The 17,878-nt window shown below is 46.9% G+C and carries 18 protein-coding genes; 15 read left to right on the top strand and 3 right to left on the bottom strand.

Going from position 1 to position 17,878, the window contains the following annotated elements; translation table 11 throughout:
* Positions 1 to 124: 124 nt before the first annotated feature.
* The 5 genes from AC2TDN_RS22940 (at position 125) to AC2TDN_RS22920 (ending at position 5,516) form a co-directional block, all read left to right on the top strand.
* Positions 125 to 1,792, top strand: a complete 1,668-nt coding sequence (locus AC2TDN_RS22940) for a GspE/PulE family protein (RefSeq protein ID WP_484690295.1) — start codon at positions 125 to 127, stop codon at positions 1,790 to 1,792.
* A 32-nt stretch (positions 1,793 to 1,824) separates the two neighbouring features.
* On the top strand, positions 1,825 to 2,862 hold the full coding sequence (locus tag AC2TDN_RS22935) for a type IV pilus twitching motility protein PilT (RefSeq protein WP_482068948.1): 1,038 nt from the start codon (positions 1,825 to 1,827) through the stop codon (positions 2,860 to 2,862).
* Between the two features lie 33 nt (positions 2,863 to 2,895).
* On the top strand, positions 2,896 to 4,107 hold the full coding sequence (locus AC2TDN_RS22930) for a type II secretion system F family protein (RefSeq protein ID WP_482068949.1): 1,212 nt from the start codon (positions 2,896 to 2,898) through the stop codon (positions 4,105 to 4,107).
* Between the two features lie 168 nt (positions 4,108 to 4,275).
* Entirely contained in the window at positions 4,276 to 4,635 is a 360-nt protein-coding gene (locus AC2TDN_RS22925) for a prepilin-type N-terminal cleavage/methylation domain-containing protein (RefSeq protein WP_482068950.1), read from the top strand.
* A 77-nt stretch (positions 4,636 to 4,712) separates the two neighbouring features.
* A complete protein-coding gene (locus tag AC2TDN_RS22920) occupies positions 4,713 to 5,516 on the top strand; it encodes a prepilin peptidase (protein ID WP_482068951.1) in 804 nt (267 codons plus the stop codon).
* Here AC2TDN_RS22920 and AC2TDN_RS22915 read toward each other — a convergent pair.
* Both AC2TDN_RS22915 and AC2TDN_RS22910 read right to left on the bottom strand, forming a co-directional pair.
* Complete coding sequence (locus AC2TDN_RS22915) at positions 5,481 to 5,993, bottom strand: hypothetical protein (RefSeq protein WP_484690294.1); 513 nt, start codon at positions 5,991 to 5,993, stop codon at positions 5,481 to 5,483. The genes AC2TDN_RS22920 and AC2TDN_RS22915 overlap by 36 nt on opposite strands.
* Positions 5,994 to 6,004: 11 nt before the next feature.
* Complete coding sequence (locus tag AC2TDN_RS22910) at positions 6,005 to 6,460, bottom strand: type IV pilus modification PilV family protein (protein WP_484690293.1); 456 nt, start codon at positions 6,458 to 6,460, stop codon at positions 6,005 to 6,007.
* Between the two features lie 72 nt (positions 6,461 to 6,532).
* Between AC2TDN_RS22910 and AC2TDN_RS22905 the strand changes: the two genes are divergently transcribed.
* The 10 genes from AC2TDN_RS22905 to AC2TDN_RS22860 all read left to right on the top strand — a co-directional run bounded on the left by AC2TDN_RS22905 (position 6,533) and on the right by AC2TDN_RS22860 (position 17,632).
* On the top strand, positions 6,533 to 8,482 hold the full coding sequence (locus tag AC2TDN_RS22905; protein ID WP_484690292.1) for a bactofilin family protein: 1,950 nt from the start codon (positions 6,533 to 6,535) through the stop codon (positions 8,480 to 8,482).
* 36 nt (positions 8,483 to 8,518) lie between these two features.
* A complete protein-coding gene (gene pilM, locus AC2TDN_RS22900; protein ID WP_484690291.1) occupies positions 8,519 to 9,571 on the top strand; it encodes a type IV pilus biogenesis protein PilM in 1,053 nt (350 codons plus the stop codon).
* Positions 9,568 to 10,170, top strand: coding sequence for a hypothetical protein (locus AC2TDN_RS22895; RefSeq protein ID WP_484690290.1), 603 nt, complete (start codon positions 9,568 to 9,570; stop codon positions 10,168 to 10,170). Before pilM ends, AC2TDN_RS22895 begins: the two co-directional genes overlap by 4 nt.
* Before the next feature lie 137 nt (positions 10,171 to 10,307).
* The gene (locus tag AC2TDN_RS22890) at positions 10,308 to 10,862 is read left to right on the top strand and encodes a hypothetical protein (protein ID WP_484690289.1); all 555 of its coding nucleotides are present in this window, start codon (positions 10,308 to 10,310) and stop codon (positions 10,860 to 10,862) included.
* A gap of 112 nt (positions 10,863 to 10,974) precedes the next feature.
* Positions 10,975 to 12,045 (top strand): uroporphyrinogen decarboxylase, encoded by a 1,071-nt coding sequence (gene hemE / locus AC2TDN_RS22885; RefSeq protein WP_484690288.1) that lies wholly within the window; start codon positions 10,975 to 10,977, stop codon positions 12,043 to 12,045.
* Positions 12,038 to 12,991, top strand: coding sequence for a ferrochelatase (gene hemH, locus AC2TDN_RS22880; RefSeq protein WP_484690287.1), 954 nt, complete (start codon positions 12,038 to 12,040; stop codon positions 12,989 to 12,991). The genes hemE and hemH overlap by 8 nt, the downstream gene beginning before the upstream one ends.
* Before the next feature lie 5 nt (positions 12,992 to 12,996).
* Complete coding sequence (gene hemG, locus AC2TDN_RS22875; RefSeq protein ID WP_484690286.1) at positions 12,997 to 14,445, top strand: protoporphyrinogen oxidase; 1,449 nt, start codon at positions 12,997 to 12,999, stop codon at positions 14,443 to 14,445.
* Between the two features lie 101 nt (positions 14,446 to 14,546).
* A complete protein-coding gene (locus AC2TDN_RS22870) occupies positions 14,547 to 15,953 on the top strand; it encodes a CapA family protein (protein WP_484690285.1) in 1,407 nt (468 codons plus the stop codon).
* Between the two features lie 29 nt (positions 15,954 to 15,982).
* Entirely contained in the window at positions 15,983 to 16,723 is a 741-nt protein-coding gene (locus AC2TDN_RS22865; RefSeq protein WP_482068962.1) for a glycerophosphodiester phosphodiesterase, read from the top strand.
* Positions 16,724 to 16,765: 42 nt separating this feature from the next.
* Positions 16,766 to 17,632 (top strand): DUF92 domain-containing protein, encoded by an 867-nt coding sequence (locus tag AC2TDN_RS22860; protein WP_484690284.1) that lies wholly within the window; start codon positions 16,766 to 16,768, stop codon positions 17,630 to 17,632.
* 136 nt (positions 17,633 to 17,768) lie between these two features.
* Here AC2TDN_RS22860 and AC2TDN_RS22855 read toward each other — a convergent pair.
* Positions 17,769 to 17,878: IS3 family transposase (locus AC2TDN_RS22855; RefSeq protein WP_484690318.1), on the bottom strand; the 110-nt coding region annotated here is incomplete at its 5' end.

The following is a 17,878-nucleotide window of genomic DNA, read 5'->3' as shown; positions in this document are numbered from 1 at the left end:
TCCTACACTTACGATAACAATAGGTCTTAAGTATCATTTTTGTTTTGGAATTTGTTTTATATAAGGCAAATTGAACGCAATTAATTCTACAATCTTGAAATCTATTTGATAGTAGGTGAAAATTATGTCAGTTACCCGTAAGCGAATAGGAGATTTGCTAGTCGAGTCTGGCGTAATTACCGAAGAGCAGCTGCAGCAGGCATTAGTTCAGCAGCGGGAATTAAAAATAAGGCTCGGCGATGTATTAATTTCCAAAGGGTACATTACGCAGCAGCAATTTATTGAGGTGTTGGAATTCCAGCTCGGTATTCCTCATGTGCAAATCTATCGTCAAAAGATTGATCCTAAAATTATACAGCTTATTTCTCAAAAGCTAGCAAGCCAGCATTGTGTCATGCCGATTCGGATGGATGGCAATAAGCTGGTTCTAGCCATGGCTGATCCGCTGGACTACTTTGCAATTGATGAAATTCGGATTGCCACCGGGCTTAGAGTTGAACCAGTCATTGCATCTAAAGATGAGCTTATGCGCGCCATTAATCGCTATTATGGTCTGCAGGATACGATCGAGCAGATCACTCAAAATTTGCAGCTAAGAGATCTAGATGAGGATCATGCTATACAGGATGAGGATTCTCCAGTCGTCAAAACCGTCAACCAAGTTATTTTGCAAGCCGTTCAATTGGGAGCGAGCGATATTCACTTGGATCCGCAAAATGGCAGCTTTCGCATTCGTTACCGAGTGGACGGCGTGATGAGGACAGAGCGAACGCTTCCGCCTAACATGCACAGCATAATTGTCGCACGTATTAAAATTATGGCCAATTTGAATGTTGCCGAGCGTCGCCTTCCGCAAGATGGACGAGTTGAGCTTGATGTGGATTATCGGAAGGTTGATGTCCGCGTTTCGACTCTGCCGACGATTCATGGCGAGAAGATCGTTATTCGGGTGTTGGATCTGGGCAACTCGCTTGCCGACATTTCGAAATTAGCATTATCGGAGCGCAATGAGAAGGTTTTTCGCAAAAACATTGAAATGGCCCATGGGGTTGTGCTCATAACCGGACCTACCGGAAGCGGGAAATCGACAACGTTATACTCCGCGCTTGCCCATCTCAATAAAGATGATGTGAATATCATTACTGTCGAGGATCCGGTTGAATATCAGCTTGAGGGCGTCAACCAGGTACAGGTAAATCCTTTAACCGGCCTTACGTTCGCCAAGGGGCTGAGGGCTATTTTGCGGCAGGACCCTAATATCGTAATGCTTGGAGAAATTCGCGACGCCGAGACGGCGGAAATATCGGTAAGGGCTGCGATGACCGGACATCTCGTACTCAGCACATTACATACGAACAACGCAGTCAATTCGATTACGCGATTAATCGATATGGGCGTAGAACCCTTTCTTATTTCGTCTACCGTGAATTGCATCGTCGCGCAGCGGCTTGCTAGACGGATTTGCCCGCTCTGCAAGCAGCGATATACGCCGATGAACGAGGAATTAGAGCTTCTTGCTGGTCATGGCATCCATGCTAATCATTTATACAAAGGCGCGGGCTGCGGAGAATGCGGACAAACCGGTTATAAGGGAAGGCTGGCCATCCATGAAGTGCTGCAAATCGATAATCAGCTTCGATCTCTTATTATTTCCAAGCGATCCGACAACGAATATTACGAGCATGCGATAAAGCAAGGAATGATACCGATCTTAGAGGATGGCTTGAGGAAAGCGGTTGAAGGTCTTACGACTGTTGCCGAGATATTTCGTGTGCTTGGACAAAGTGAATAGTAGGTTAACATCCAGCAGGAAGGGTGCAATTCATGCAAGCAGAGGAACTGCTTTATCTAGCTCATTCAAAACAAGCATCCGATATCCATATTACAGTCAGCTCGCCTATTATTTTTCGTATCCACGGTGAATTAAGGCCGGTTAATGATACCGTGTTAATGCCTAACGATACGTTAGCGCTTGCCAAGCAGTTGATGACAGACGAGAGCTATGAAACGCTGCAGCAAAATGGCGAAGTCGACTTCTCATACGGTGTTGCTGGACTAGCAAGATTCAGAATAAATGCCTATAAGCAGCGGGGAAGCATTGGTCTTGCGATTCGAATTGTGCCAAGCCGAATACCTTCCATGGAGGAGCTGCTGCTGCCCCGAATGGCAGCTGAATTCGCCAGAAAGCCGCAGGGGCTGCTGCTAGTAACAGGACCTACGGGAAGCGGCAAGTCAACAACTTTAGCTTCCATTATCGAGCACTTGAATCAGACGGAAAATGCGCATATCATCACGCTGGAGGATCCGATCGAGTTTATTTACGATCATAAGAAATCTATCGTGAATCAGAGGGAGGTTGGCCTTGACACGACAACCTTCTCGAATGGCTTGCGCGCAGCGCTGCGGCAGGACCCTGATATTGTGCTTGTCGGCGAGATGCGGGATTTAGAGACGATCAGTACGGCAATTAGCGCGGCCGAGACGGGACATCTCGTATTTGGGACGCTGCATACTGCGGACGCACCGCAAACCATTGATCGCATTATAGATGTATTTCCACCTGCGATGCAGGCTCAAATACGGGTACAGCTAGCGGCTGTTCTAGTGGGTGTCATATCGCAGCGGCTATTGCCTAAAATAGGGGGCAAAGGAAGAACGGCTGCCTTCGAGGTGCTGGTCAATACGCCTGCGGTTGCGAATCTGATCCGGTCTGAGAAGATTTACCAAATTCGCTCGGTTATGCAAACGGGCAAGTCGCAAGGGATGCAGACGATGGAATACGCTTTGCGTGAGCTCGTGCAGCAAGGTCTCGTTAAGCTAGAGGATGCGCGGGATGCGATGTTCGGCCACGGAGAGCTTTAGCATTAATAAATGAGTTTCAATGGGGTTGGTAATATGCCGAAATATCGGTACAAAGCGGTCACTTCAAGCGGCAAGAAATCTACCGGAATGCTTGAGGCCAACACGATGCAACGTGCACGCGAGACGCTAAGCGAGAAGGGCTTGTGGGTTACCGATATTTTCGATACAAGCAAATCTCTACTATACAAAGATATATCGTTTGGCGGTCCGCGTGTAAAGGTAAATCAGTTTACGGTATTTTGCAGGCAACTCGCTACAATGTATCGGGCAGGTGTCAGCTTAGTAGAGTCCATACAGATATTGAGTGAACAGACGGATAGCAAGACCTTCTCCAAGCTTTTGACAGTCATTGCAGAAGAAATGCGAGGCGGAAAGCAGTTTTCTGATTCGGTCTCTGTATACCCGACTGTGTTCACTCCGATATTCGTCAGTATGGTTCATGCTGGCGAAATAGCAGGAAACTTGGATACTATGCTTGATCGGCTAGCTGTCTTCTACGAGAAGGAACGCAACACGCGGGAAAAAGTGAAGTCGGCTATGATCTATCCAGCATTTATGCTCGTTGTAATGTTTTTCGTCGTAATATTCATGATGATATTTGTAATTCCTCAATATGTGAAGAGCTTTGCAGGCATGGGGATCGAGCTTCCCTTGCCGACACGCATTGTCATGGGAGCTAGTGAATTCATACAGAGCTACTGGTATATCGTGATCGCCGCGATGTTCGTGCCAATCTTGGTGTGGAAGCTTATTCGGCGAACGGCTGCCAGCAGGCAGAGGGTGGATTACTGGCTTCTCAAATTACCGGTGTTTGGAACGTTATGGCATAAGCAAGCGATTGCCCGTTTCTCGCGAACATTCAGCTCGCTTGTAGCGGCCGCTATTCCGCTCATACAAGGGTTGACTATCGTCTCAAATGTTGTTGGCAACGAGGCAATCGGAAAGGTGCTCACAGATATCAGGGAGAGAGTGATCGTCGGAGAAGCGATGTCGGGACCGCTAAAGCAATCCAAGCTGTTTCCGCCGATGGTTGTGCAAATGATTGCGATCGGCGAGCGCTCTGGAGCGATGGAGGACATGCTTGACAAGGTAGCCGATTTCTACGAAACCGATGTAGATCAAATGGCTGACCGTCTGAAGGCGCTTCTTGAACCTTTAATGATTTTATTGTTGACAGGTGTTGTAGGTGCTATCGTTTCGGCTGTTATGATGCCGACGTTTAAAATGATGCAAAGCTACTTGTAAATGATATATAGATTGATTATTTCTGAGCATAGATGTATCCCTTGCTCAGAGCAGCTTTAAAATGGCAGCCAAGAGGGACATCTCCTAATATTGTACCTGCTTGACTGTGCATTACATTTGGTTTTACTTGTTTTATCATATATTTTCAAAATTGAGAGGAGAATGTTTATGTTAATGGCATTGAAAAGGAATCAAAAGGGCCTTACACTTATCGAGTTGCTGGCGGTGTTAGTTATCGTAGGGATTATTGCTGCGATTGCTATTCCAGCTGTTGGTGGGACAATCTCACAGTCAGAAGCAAGAGCTGATGCATCTAGTGAAGCAATGATTGAAGAAGCAGCTTTGCGTTATTTGGTTGATCGCCAAGGAACTGATGAAGAGGTTGAAGAAGTTGATGTTGCAACTTTGGTGGCTGAGGGCTATTTGAATGAAACACCAACCTTTAATGATGAAGACGATACTGTTGATATTGCAGTTACACAAGATACAACAAGTGGTAATTGGACAATTGTAATAACAAGGTCGTGATTTTGATTAATTAAGCATAGAAAGGCAACCTCCCAAGGTTGCCTTTCTATAAATTTTTCAAGCAAGGATGTGGTTGAATGACCGCAACAGCTTTAACTGCTTTTGCACTTCTTGGGCTGCTTATTAGCGGCATGCTTAACGCCATCGCGATCCGCTGGGATCGGCGATTTTTGCAGTTCTTTCCGCCAACTTACGACTTAAATAAACAAGTAAAACCTAAACGGTATGCCGTAGTGCCTCTGTTTTCCATTCTATACTCGAAGCTCAACCATTCGACTAGCAAAGCTGCTATTGTCTGGCGCTATGCCATTGGCGATCTCGCTGCATCTGTTCTGTTTGCTCATGCCGCGTATGTGATAGGCTGGCAGCCAGAACTTTTAGCTGCACTATTCTTCATCAGCATCCTCGTTATCATCGTACAGACGGATCTTACCGATATGATTATTCCAAATAAAGTGGTGGCGGTCGGTGTAATCGGTGCCATAGGCATTCGATTATTCGTGCATCCCCTACCGTTATTGAATTATGGCATCGCTGCGCTTGCTGGCAGCGGCGCTTTGCTGCTTATTGGCATCATTGGCAGTTGGGTGTTGAAGAAGGAGACCATGGGTGGAGGCGATGTTAAGCTATACGTGTTCATTGGCTTAATTTTAGGTGTTAAGCTTACCTTGCTCAGTCTGTTTCTCGCCAGTTTATTTGGATTAATTGGAGGGATTGCCTTAATCGCGACGGGGGCTCATTCAAAGGGCAAAACAATACCGTTCGGGCCCTATATTGCGGCAGGCGCGTTAGCTGCCTATTACTGGGGGAACGGTTTGATCGAGTGGTATTTTATCATTGTATTACTAATTGATTCTCTGAGTGGTATAGACTACGGTTGACGTCTTTTTAATCGTATTATTAGGCAGCTGCATCTCAAGCGTAACTTCGATTCGACCATCCTTGGCATCAAATAGTATGCTTTCAACCTGGTCAGAAAACGTATAGCGTGAGGATGGAGTGGCTGATACATTTCCGTTTCCATCAATTGCTGAATAAGTGACTGTGAGAGTATGGGCAGAGCTGTCATAAGTATAATCTACGGCTTCAGTGGTACTAATTAATCGCAGATTGCTTGATTTGCTTTCCAAAGGAGACGGGGCATAGCCTTTACGGACGGTTTTGACAACTTGGCTCATAATATCACGTGATTGCTGAAGTGTTTTTTCTCTTTCAGATACTTGATTCAGGCTCATATTGGTATAGTTGAGCAGGTAGATTAATGAGCCGATGATCATGATCGAGAGGACAAGTGCACCGGTAACTTCGATGAGAGTGAGTCCTTTTTCATTTTTGATAAACTTGTGCATTTCGATCATCTCACCCGCCTTTAATTGTATTCGACTATAGCTTCTAATTCGAATTTCTTTGATGTGGTCAGCTCAGTAGAAGTAACGGTAATTCGGCGAAAAATGGCGTCTAAGTCTTTCGAATGGCCAGCCGTAAGCGATACGGTGCCAAGTGAGGTCGCATAAGAATGAATCTGCACCTCATATTGGCGATTGCTGTTATCCGGATAATAAATCGTTGCAGACGAAAGATTCCGAAGATTATAAAGCGATATCGCTTGTCCATATAAAGATATTTGCGCAGTGCTCGATCTTAGATTGTTTTTGATTTCCTCCATGACGTTTCTAGCAGCAACGACGGCCTCATCTGATTTTTCATTAGATTTTGTATGGAGTGTGGATTGCTGGAGAATGAATGTGATTGCTAGAACAGCGATGCCTAATATGGTGATCGAGCCCATGATTTCAATCAAGGTTAATCCTTTTTGATTCCGCATCTGGCGCTCCCTCATAGTAAAGTAGTCGGATTGATTTACTCATAGAATAATATGCTGAGGGAGGAAAAGGCAATGATTAAATCTAAACAGTCCGAAAATGGCGGAACGTTGATGCTTGTTTTTGGCTTTATCGTGATGATTGCCATTGTTATTGCTCCGCTTGCTATGAGTACGAGTATCGGCCTGCTACAAGCCAAAACCAACGCGAACTCAGAGATAGCATTTACTGAGGCTCATTCAGGCATGACCGTTTTTGCAAGAATGTATGAGGAAATGAAATTGGCTGATTTAACGAGCAATACGAGTCCAAACATCGAAAGATTAGTCCAACTCGTCAACGATATGAGCCAGTTGCAGGTTGAAGCTGAACTAGTCAGGGACAATCAAAATAAACCAATCGCTGTCATTTTTGAATCGGATGCCGGAGTTGGCAATCAGGTTCGTGCCAGCAAGGTGAAATTTGAGTTAGAGCCGCTCTATGTTCCTACGCCGACACCAATCGTTACACCTATTCCAACTCCAACTCCGAGCGCAGGTCCAACGCTGCCGCCAACGCCGTTGCCGCTCAGTCAAAATATGATTTTGTTCAAAAACAATACCACAACACAAAATCAAAAATTATTTGCAGCATGCTATATATCGCCAGCAACAGGGCAGCCGTTGCCGGTATCGCATAGCATGACTAGCTTTACGGATCAGCAGTTTAAAGGGTGGTTTGACGATACGGCAGATTATTATTTGAAAAAATCTTCAGATGCCGTTGTGGGAGCATTTCAGAATGTATTTACGGATAATCGGTTTGCTCAGCCTGCTGCGCTTAACAGCACAGTGACCTCCGCTGACCTGTTGAAATACCAATCTGGTCCAGCGATTATACATGCTGGCAATGTCTTAATAAGCGGCGGAAATGCAACTAATGGGACAATCACGCAAGATATGGTTGTCAGTGCCGATAGTAACGGAAATGCAGTAGTTGCTAACGGGGATTTGTTTTTTAAGGATATCATCAAAGCAAATTTGCTGTTTGACGGAGATGTGCGAGTTGGAGGGAACTTGAGATTCAAGCAACTCGATATCGCCAAAACGATTACGTTCAAAAAAAATGTCATTGTCAAAGGCAATGTCATTATCGGAGAGAATGGCACGAATGAAACGATCGTGATCGAAGGCGATCTGATTGTTGGCGGAAATTTAACGGTCGGCAATACTTTAAATACGTTAATTGTAAAAGGCGATGTGATCGTTAATGGCGACATCAACTACACAAACATGATTTCGAAATGGCATGTCAATGGCAGCATGGTTGTAAAGGGAAATGTAAAAGCATCGAATGGCATTACTAGCTTTGACATCAAAAAGGATGTCACCGTTCAAGGCAGCATGCAGTTTATGAATCCTGTTGCAGAGTCGATCAATGGCGTGCAGGGCGTATTTTCGATTGGCGGGTCCTTGGAAGTGAACGGTCCGCTTGAATTCAAGAACGTAGTTAACGCCTTTGTAATCGGGAGAGACGTAGTCGTTAATAACGATCTGATCTTTTACGATGTAATCCAAAGCAACTTTCATGTTGGGGGATCTATTCATATTAAGAAGAATCTTCTTTTTAAAAATACGATTCATGGTTTTAATGTGATAGGCGACGTCATTATCGAAGGGAATTTTACAGCTGAGAGTACGTTGGAACAGACCTTCAACATCGGCGGCTCTTTAGTGACTAAAGGGAACATAGGCTTTCAAAATACAATACAATCTGCTGCTACGATAAAAATCGGCGGAAATTTGATTTCCAAATCGAATTTAAAGTTTAATGATTGGACCCTTGAAGGAAGCCTGGATATTGGAGGCATGCTCTTGGTCTTTAAGGATGCAACCTTCCACAATTTAGGTAAAGACTGGAAAAAAAATCAAGTTAAAGGCTTTTTCGTAGGGGGCGAAACGCATTTTAATCCCCAGTATGCGGCTAGCTGGTATGTAAACGGTCTTGACAGCGGTCAAACACAAGAAAGCATTTGCATTAAGTAAGGTGAACAAGGTTCATTGCAGTGAGGGGGATCATAAATGAAGCAATCCATAATTAGAAAACTAACGAATGAGCATCAAACCCTGGGAATTGAAATTACAGACTCTCATGTGAAGATTTGCGAGATAAAGCAGAAGGGTAAAAAGTCGGTTCAATTGCTTAATTTCTCAACAATAGAATTGCCTCCTGGCGCAGTAGACGACGGAAAGGTGATCGATAAGGATAAGCTATATGCTGCATTAAAAAAAATATTGGAGACCAAACGCTTTGGTACGCGATATGCGCATTTTGCGGTCCCTAGCCAAATGGTGATGGTAAGAAGCTTGAAGCTGCCGGATATCGTGCATAAGGGGCTCAAAAAGCTGGTGCAGTTTGAGATGAAAAACAACCTAAGCATGGCTTTCGACGATCCTTTTTACGATTTCATTAAACTGCCCAAAGCAGCTGCTAATGATCATGTACAAGTTCCACCGGAAGAGGCGAGTTTATGCGAGGTATTGGTCGTTGCTGCACCGACAAGCATTTTGCAGGACTATGTAGAAGTATTTGAAAAAATAAAATTAATCCCATGCAGCATCGAGATTAAGTCTTTCTCTTTATTGCGACTAGTTGAATGGGGAAGCATCAACTCCGAAGGCATTAATATAATCGTAAATGTGAATGAATTAAATTGTGAAATTACGATTATTGATGAGGGCATATTTAAAATAACGCGCAATGTTGAGGTTTCATTCAAGTCCTTGATCACGGAATCGGAATTTGACTCTGAGCAAAATTCTTGGCTGAACAACTTTTCTAGCCCGGAACAAACCTTCTTGAATGCGGCTCAAGATTTAATAGCAGAGCTGGAGCGTTTAATGAATTTTTTCTTTTACAATATGAATAAGGGAGAAAAGTCATTCAATAGAATTATGCTCTCCGGGGATATACCTGAATTGGTTAAGCTTGCTGCATTAATGGATGACAGCCTTAATCCTCCGGTAACGATACTGGATTGGTCTATGCTATCGGTAGCAGAAAACAATTCTAACTGGAGTGTTCCTGCTTATGCCGTACCGCTTGGCCTAGCATTGAGGGGTCAGGAAGTATGAAATCCATTAACTTATTGCCTGCCAAGTCAAAGTTCAGCCCCCGCAAGCTAATGCTTATGCTTCTGCTTTTGTTATTGGTGATTATTTTGCCTGCCGTTCAGTTTTACTTAGTAACAACCTGGCATAAAGAGGCGGGCAGAGTAGATCAGGAAAGCTCGCGACTGGATCTGGAAATGAGCCAAATTCGCGAGAACGGAGATTTGAAGGCCAAGGTAGAGGGTTATAAGCAAGCAATGCAAATTATTGAAAAGCTTGAGGAAGCGCGCATTGATTGGAAACCTTATTTGAAAGCTATTATCGGGAATTTACCTTCGTCATCTAAAATCGTAGAAATAACCTACGGAGAAAAACAAATTATAAATATGGAGATTGATTTCAATAACGATTTAGATGTAATTACGTATATGCAGAATCTGGAGGATGAAGCTAGCCTAAAGGAGGTTGTGTTAACCTCATACTACAAAAAAAGAGACGAGCAAACGACATTGGAAGCCGTACCTACTAATAAGGAGGGCGGGACTGCGATCAAGACGAAAAAAATAGAAGTGTACAAATTAATGCTGGAAATAGCGCCTGCCTCTGCCAAAGGAGCTCAGTAACGATGGAGTCAAATAAGCTGAAGGCCTCCAAGCAACCGCTTACTAGAGGTCAAATCATATTTATAGTTGTGATCGCGGTATGTATTAGCTTGAACGCTGCAGCGCTTTACTTTTATCTATTGCCAGAGCTAGAGAGCTTGAAGCTGGCAAGACAAGGCGTTGATCAGAAAAATGTGACGCTGGAAAAGATGAAAACCGAGTATACGAATGAAAAAGTATCAGATAATCAGCTACAACAGTTGACCGATCGTGTGCCTGTAGAAAGATCAGATTCAGATACGCTTATTTTACTTTATTATCTTGCTGGAACTTCGGAAGCTCCATTAGGTTTGATTACTCAACCGAGTGGCAATGAAGAGGATTCAGCAGTAAAGAAAAATGTGTCGGAAGACGGCACGGTTACAACTACTTTTAAAGTAAATGTTTATGGACATTTGCCTAACCTCCTTCTTTTCATCGATAATATGCAAAAGGAAGAGCGGTTGTTCGCTTTGAAAGAGTGGAGCTTTATAGGTTTGACCAAGGAAGATATCAATAAGGACCATTCGGACATATACACCTTTCCTTTCATCAAGAAGGACAAACCATTGCTTCAACTTCGATTGAGTATCGAAGCCTATATCCTGCCGCAATTTGCGGATGCTTTCCGTAAAGCCAGCGAAACGGAAGCAGCAGAGCATAAATCAGCTTAAGAAGCCGATTGTCATACTATTGTCATAGGAAGTGGATTAGCGGCGGTTGTTAGGTTTGATGAAAAAGGGCATAATGGAAGCATAGGAAAATACATAGAAATGGGGAACGGGAATGTCTTATAACGACCGTTTCATACGGGCTTGCCGGAAGGAACACGTAGATCAAATACCTGTATGGTACATGCGGCAGGCAGGAAGATACGATCCTGATTATCGCAAAATAAAAGAAAAATACTCGTTGCTTGAAATATGCAAGCAGCCGGAATTGGCGGCGGAAGTAACGATGATGCCGATTCGCAAGCTGGGCGTTGATGCCGCTATTTTATATTCGGATATTATGAACCCCGTCGCTTCGATCGGCATTGACTTTGATATCGTTGCGAATATCGGGCCGGTTATCGCGAATCCGATCCGCTCTGCTGCTGACGTTGAGCGTTTGAAGCCAATCGATGTGGAAGGCGATCTTAGCCATGTCATTGAAACGATTCGTATACTAGACCGTGAGCTTGAGGTGCCGCTAATAACGTTTGCGGGAGCGCCATTTACGATTGCAAGCTATTTAATTGAAGGAAGACCGTCAAAAAACTATTTGCGCACGAAAGAAATGATGTACAGCGAGCCTGCGCTCTGGCATGAGCTGATGCGCAAGCTTGGCGACATGGTCATTACTTATTTGCGCGCCCATATGGCAGCCGGCGGCAAAGCGTTCCAATTGTTTGACAGCTGGGTAGGCGCGTTGGCACCTGCTGATTTCCGCAAGTTTGTTCTGCCTACGATCGAGCGAATTTTTGCGGAGCTTTCGGATTTGCAGCAGCCGAAGATTTATTTTCCAGGGGTTAGCTCGGGAGAGCTGCTGCCTGAACTGCATCAAGTGAAAGCGAAAGTAATCGGTCTGGATTGGCGCGTATCGATAGCGGAAGGCCGCCGGAGACTGGATAACGGATTTGCCGTTCAGGGCAATCTGGATCCTACGGTTCTAACTGCGCCTATTAGCGTTATTGAAGAGTATGCGAAGGAAATTATCGATAGCGGCATTGAAGAGCCAGGCTTTATTTTCAACCTTGGGCACGGCCTATTCCCTGAAGCATCGATTGACAAGCTTGCTGAGCTGACTGCATTCGTCCAATCTTATTCCAAGAAAGCAATCGCTGCACGCAGCCAAAGGGAGGCAAGTCATGTCTGAGCATAAAGAGAAACCAATCGGCGTACTCGTTATGTCCTATGGAACGCCGGAGTCCATGGATGATGTAGAGACGTATTACACGCATATCAGACGCGGAAACGCGCCTACGCCTGAGCTGCTTGCTGAGCTGAAAGGCCGTTATGAAGCGATCGTAGGAGGGGTTTTCCCGCTGCGGGAAAATACGAACGGACAAGTAGCTGGGCTTCAGGACAAGCTGGAGCAGCTGGCGCCTGGCGAATTCGTCTGCTATCAGGGCTTGAAGCATGCAAAGCCTTATATTGAAGACGGTGTGGAGCAAATGGCTAATGACGGCATTACGCAGGCGGTAGGCATCGTGCTCGCGCCGCATTTCTCGACAATGAGTGTAGGAAGCTACATTAAGCGCGCGGATGAGAAGGCGAAGGAGCAAGGTATTGCGATGACCTTCGTCAAGCAGTACCATATGCATCCGAAGCTGCTTCAAGCACTAACGGACCGAGTTGTTGATGGATTAGGCAGACTTGCTGCCGCTACGGATGGCGAAGAAAAGGTGAAGGTGCTGTTCAGCGCTCACAGCTTGCCTGAGAAAATTCGTGAGCTTGGCGATCCTTATGAACAGCAATTGCTTGAAACGTCCGCGGCGGTTGCGAAAGCGGCAAATGTGAAGGATTGGCAGTTTACTTGGCAGAGCGCGGGACGGACGAGGGACCCTTGGCTCGGACCGGATATTTTGGAAACATTGCCTGTTCTTGCAGAGGAAGGCGTCAAAGCGGTACTCGTTGCTCCTGTAGGCTTCGTGTCCGATCACTTGGAAGTATTGTATGACCTTGATATTGAAGCGCAGGCTTCAGCAAAACAGCTGGATATGACATTAGACAGAATTGCGATGCTGAATCGCGATCCATTATATATGGAAACATTGGCGGAATCGGTCATTGAAGCTTTGGCCAGCCAAGGGAAGGAATGAATGAGATGCGGAGAATCGGAAACCCTGATCGAATTGTCATTATTGGCGGAGGGATCAGCGGACTGAGCTCCGCTTTTTATTTGCAGCGGGAAGCGGAGCGGCAAGGCAAGGAGATTGAAATAACCATCGTAGACGGTGCTCCTGCCCTTGGAGGAAAAATTAATACGCTGCAGCGTGACGGCTTCGTCATCGAGAAGGGACCGGATTCTTTTTTGGCGCGCAAGCTGGCCATCATTGATCTGGCGACAGAGCTTGGTCTTGAGGACGAGCTGACCACTACAAATCCGGGAGCAAAAAAAACGTATATTTTGCATGAGCGAAAGCTGTTCCCCATGCCGCAAGGTCTCGTGCTTGGCATTCCGACAGAGATTGGCCCGTTCGTCAAGACGGGGTTATTGTCTTGGGGCGGCAAGCTGCGCGCATTGCAGGATTTGGTGCTGCCGGTTCGAAAGGAACAGAGCGATGAGTCGCTTGGCGGCTTCTTGGAGAGACGGGTGGGCAATCAAGTGATGCGCCGCATCGCTGAGCCGCTGTTAGCTGGCATATATGCGGGTGATTTGAAGAAGCTGAGCTTGCAGGCAACCTTTCCGCAGTTTGCGGCAGCAGAGCGCAAGCACGGCAGCCTTATTCGCGGCATGATGTTTAACCGTAAGGCGAGTGCTGCTGCCGGCGCACTGCCAGCCGCTGCAAAGGGAGGCACGTTCCTGACGTTCAAGGGCGGTTTGTCTACTCTTGTTAAGGCTCTTGATCAAGCGCTTAGTCGTGCAGATAGACGACTTGGCACGAAGGTGACGGAAATTCGCCGCAATGAAGCCTATAGCTCGTCGGAGCTTAGTGAAGAAGGGCGCTATGAGGTTGTGTTGAGCAGCGGAGAGAGGCTTCAGGCTGATCGAATCGTGATGACGGCACCCGCTTACGATGCGGCGGAGCTGCTTGAGCCGTTGACGGATTGCAGCGAGCTTCGGGCGATTAATTATGTATCGGTAGCCAATGTGGTGCTCGCGTTCAATAAGTCGACGTTTGGGCTTGATTTTGACGGATCAGGATTTGTGGTGCCTCGCTCGGAGGGGCTGCATATTACGGCATGTACATGGACATCGAACAAATGGCTGCATACGAGTCCAAGCGATAAGGTGCTGCTGCGCTGCTATGTCGGCAGGTCTGGCCATGAGGAAAGCGTTAAATTGCCAGATGCTGAGCTGATAAAAGCAGTGCGGTGTGATATTGAAGAAACGATGGGTATTACAGCAGAGCCGGAGTTTGTAGAAATTACGAGACTTCCGCGCTCAATGCCGCAATATCCGGTGGGACATCTATCGAATATGAAGCAGCTTCGGGAGCGTTTTGAACAGGAATTGCCCGGCGTTTGGATGACAGGAGCGGCGTTCGATGGCGTTGGTCTTCCGGATTGCATCAGACAGGGCAAGAAAGCTGCGCAGGCAATAATAAAATAAATTAAGCGATTTAGTTTCCCCGTGGAAGGTGGAACCTTGCTATAATGGAAGAGTCTGACGATTAACGGACTACTAACTTTATCGTAGAGGAGCCATCTTCCATGCACGTATCACGGTCCGAAATGCATCAGCAGGACAAGCTTAAACGTAAAAAAAAGCTTAGAAAGCTATTAATCGTAAATTTCACGCTTGTTGGTGCCATCATAGTTATTCTAGGAGCATGGCTTATCACAGTGAATTCAGATAAGCTGGCACAATTATTTAGCAAGGACAAGAAGGAGCAGACAGAGGCAGTACAGCCTGATTCGGCAGGCTCAGAAAATGCAGCAGAGCCAGTAGATGAGGCTGATTCTGCTGAAGATGATGCCGCTGTTGTCGGCAATGAAGGCGGAAGCAATGCTAGTAGTAATGCTAGTAGTAATGATAGCAGCAATGCTAGTAGTAATGCTAGTAATAATGCTAGTAGTAATGCTAGTAGAAATGATAGCAGCAATGACAGCAATACGAATGTATCGCCTGAGAAAGACGATGCTGCTGTAGCAACTGAGCCCACAGGCAGTGAAGAAGAGAAGGTCAGTCTTTCCTTCGTCGGAGACTTGCTGGTCGCTGATTATGTGAAAGCCATTACGGACCGCGAAGGCTATGATTATCTATATAAACCGTCTTTATTGTATTTAAGCGAGCCCGATCTTACGGCAGGGAATTTGGAGTTTCCTGTGACGACAAGAGGCACACCGGTTAAAGGAACCCCTTATGTGTTCAAAGGCGCGCCGGATGTGCTGCCTTCGATGCGCGATGCAGGCTTCGATGTGATGAGCCTAGCCAATAATCATGCGCTTGACCAAGGCGTTGAGGGCATGCTGGATACGATGAAGCATTTGGATAAAGCGGGAATTGCGCATATGGGCGCAGGCAAGAACGCTGCAGAGGCTTATGCTCCCCTCATTAAAGAGGTGCGAGGCATTAAGGTTGCTTATGTCGGCATTAGCAGAGTGGTGCCGTTCGGTTCATGGAAAGCGGAGAAAAATAGACCCGGCGTGGCAGAAAGCTATGACGTCAAACGCGCAACAGCCGCTATTGCAGAAGCAAAGGAGCAGGCGGATATCGTTGTCGTGATGGTGCATTGGGGCAAAGAGCGCGTGGATCAGCCAAAGCCTTACCAGAAGGATTTTGGTCGGCAATATATTGATGCGGGCGCGGACCTCGTCATTGGCAGTCATCCGCATGTGCTGCAAGGCTTTGAAATGTATAAAGGGAAATGGATTGCATACAGTTTAGGAAACTTTATATTTACCTCGTATCCAAAGGAGACGGCGGGTGAGACTGGTGTACTCGATGCGCTTTGCACAAAAAACGGCAATTGCGAGATGACCTTCCATCCGATGTTTACGGTGAATGCGCAGCCGACTCCGCTAGAAGCGGGTGCCGGGAAGGCGCTGCTTGATCGATTGTCTGCGATTTCTTTTGGCGTGAAGCTTAAAGAGGATGGCATGATTGTCCCTAAGTAATGGATATGCAATGAAAGGATGATCGCATAATGAGAAATCCGTGCGTAGCTCACCGAGGCTGGTCTAGCCGCGCGCCGGAAAATACGATGGCTGCCATTCGTCTTGCGATCGCTGATCCCGATGTGGAATGGATTGAGATTGACGTTCATCTGTCTAAGGACCATATTCCTGTTGTCATTCATGATTATACACTTCGCAGAACGACGAACGGCAAAGGCGATGTGAAAAGCAAAACGGCTGCAGAGCTGATGTCGCTTGACGCAGGCAATTGGTTTTCGCAAAAGTATCAGGGGGAGCCTATCCCAACGCTTGAGCAGGTGCTTAAGGAAGCGGTCGGGTATTGCAAGCTTAATATTGAGCTGAAGACGGACGGCATCCGTTATCCGATGATTGAGGAAAAGGTGCTGGCATGCATTCAAGCCTATCATGCGGAGAAGGAAGTCGTCATAACCTCCTTTCATGAAGGGGCATTATATCGCATGCGCAAGCTCTCTAGTCAAATTCGTACCGGCCTTATTATTGATGGCTGGCGCAATACGCTGCCGAAGGAGCTTAAGGAGCTTGGCTCTGACTTTCTATCCATCGCTTACTCTCGCCTGAACAAAGAACGAGTTGCGATGCTGAGGAGTGCAGGCATGGGGGTGATGGCTTGGACGATCAACGAAAAACGCGCCATTCGGAAGGTTGCCGAATTAGATCCTGATATTATGATTTGCACCAACTATCCGGAGCGCTGGCATGAGGCACGCTTGAAGAGTGTGAATAGATAGGAATTACTTCGATTGATGCAAAAGCAGGAGGTTGCTCGTTACATGGTTGGATGGATAGATGAATGGTGGTTAAGATTGCTTGCTGGTTTAATCGGAAGCGGTCTTATTGCTGCAGCAGCATACCTTGTTCGCTCATTGTCCGCTTCAGGCGCGTGGTCGGCGATTATTATGGGAACCGGTTTCGTGACGCTTGGTGAGCCGGTTTGGTTCGGGTTATTGATCGGTTTTTTTGTTTCTTCGACGCTCTGGTCGAAGTGGAAAAGGAAGCATCGTGCCAAAGCTTCGGCAGAAGCCAAATATGAGAAGACCGGTCGCCGCGATGCCGGTCAGGTATGGGCTAACGGCGGCGTGGGCTTGCTCTTATGCGCCGCCCATGCGCTGTGGCCGGATCAAGGCTGGCTATTCGCGTACATCGGCGTGATGGCTGCCGTGAACGCGGATACTTGGGCCACCGAGATCGGGGCCCTCAGCAAGAGGGCGCCGCGATCGGTGACGAGCGGCAAGCCGGTTGTTGCGGGAACGAGCGGCGGAGTCACGCCGCTCGGCAGCGCAGCAGCGCTCGCAGGCGCCGTGTTCATCGGCGCCGTTGCCGCGCTGCTGCTGGCGGCCCCGCAGCCTGCAGAGGCTGCTGCGGGTACGCCTGGCGGCGGGCTTGCGGCGGCGGCATACATCGCCGCCGCGGCCGCCGCCGGCCTGGCCGGGGCCTTCGCCGACTCCTTGCTCGGCGCAACCGGCCAGGCCATGTACCGCTGCCGGGTATGCGGCAGCGAAACCGAGCGCGCCGCGCATTGCGGCAGCGCGGCGGAGAAAGTGCGCGGCTTCGCCTGGCTGAACAACGACAGGGTGAACCTGCTGTCGTCGCTGTTTGCAGGCGCGCTAGCATGGCTCATCGGTCAGCTTCTTCTATGACCGAGTTACGGGGCTGTCCGTAGTATGCTCGCTGGGAAGATAGCTCGCTTTGAATGGACTGTTGGAAGTGAAAAAAATAGCGGTACAGGGGGCTATAATCTGGACCCCTTGTCAAGGACACTTTAAAAAGAGAAGGTTAGGCAGCTGACATTAGATGATTCCTGTACTGTACAGGGGTCATCTTTTTTAATCCCCATTTATATCTGTGATTATTGTAATAATGAATATAACGATCTATTTTACCTT

The organism is Paenibacillus sp. Y660 (assembly GCF_057221575.1).
This window is presented reverse-complemented; position numbering and strand designations above follow the sequence as displayed.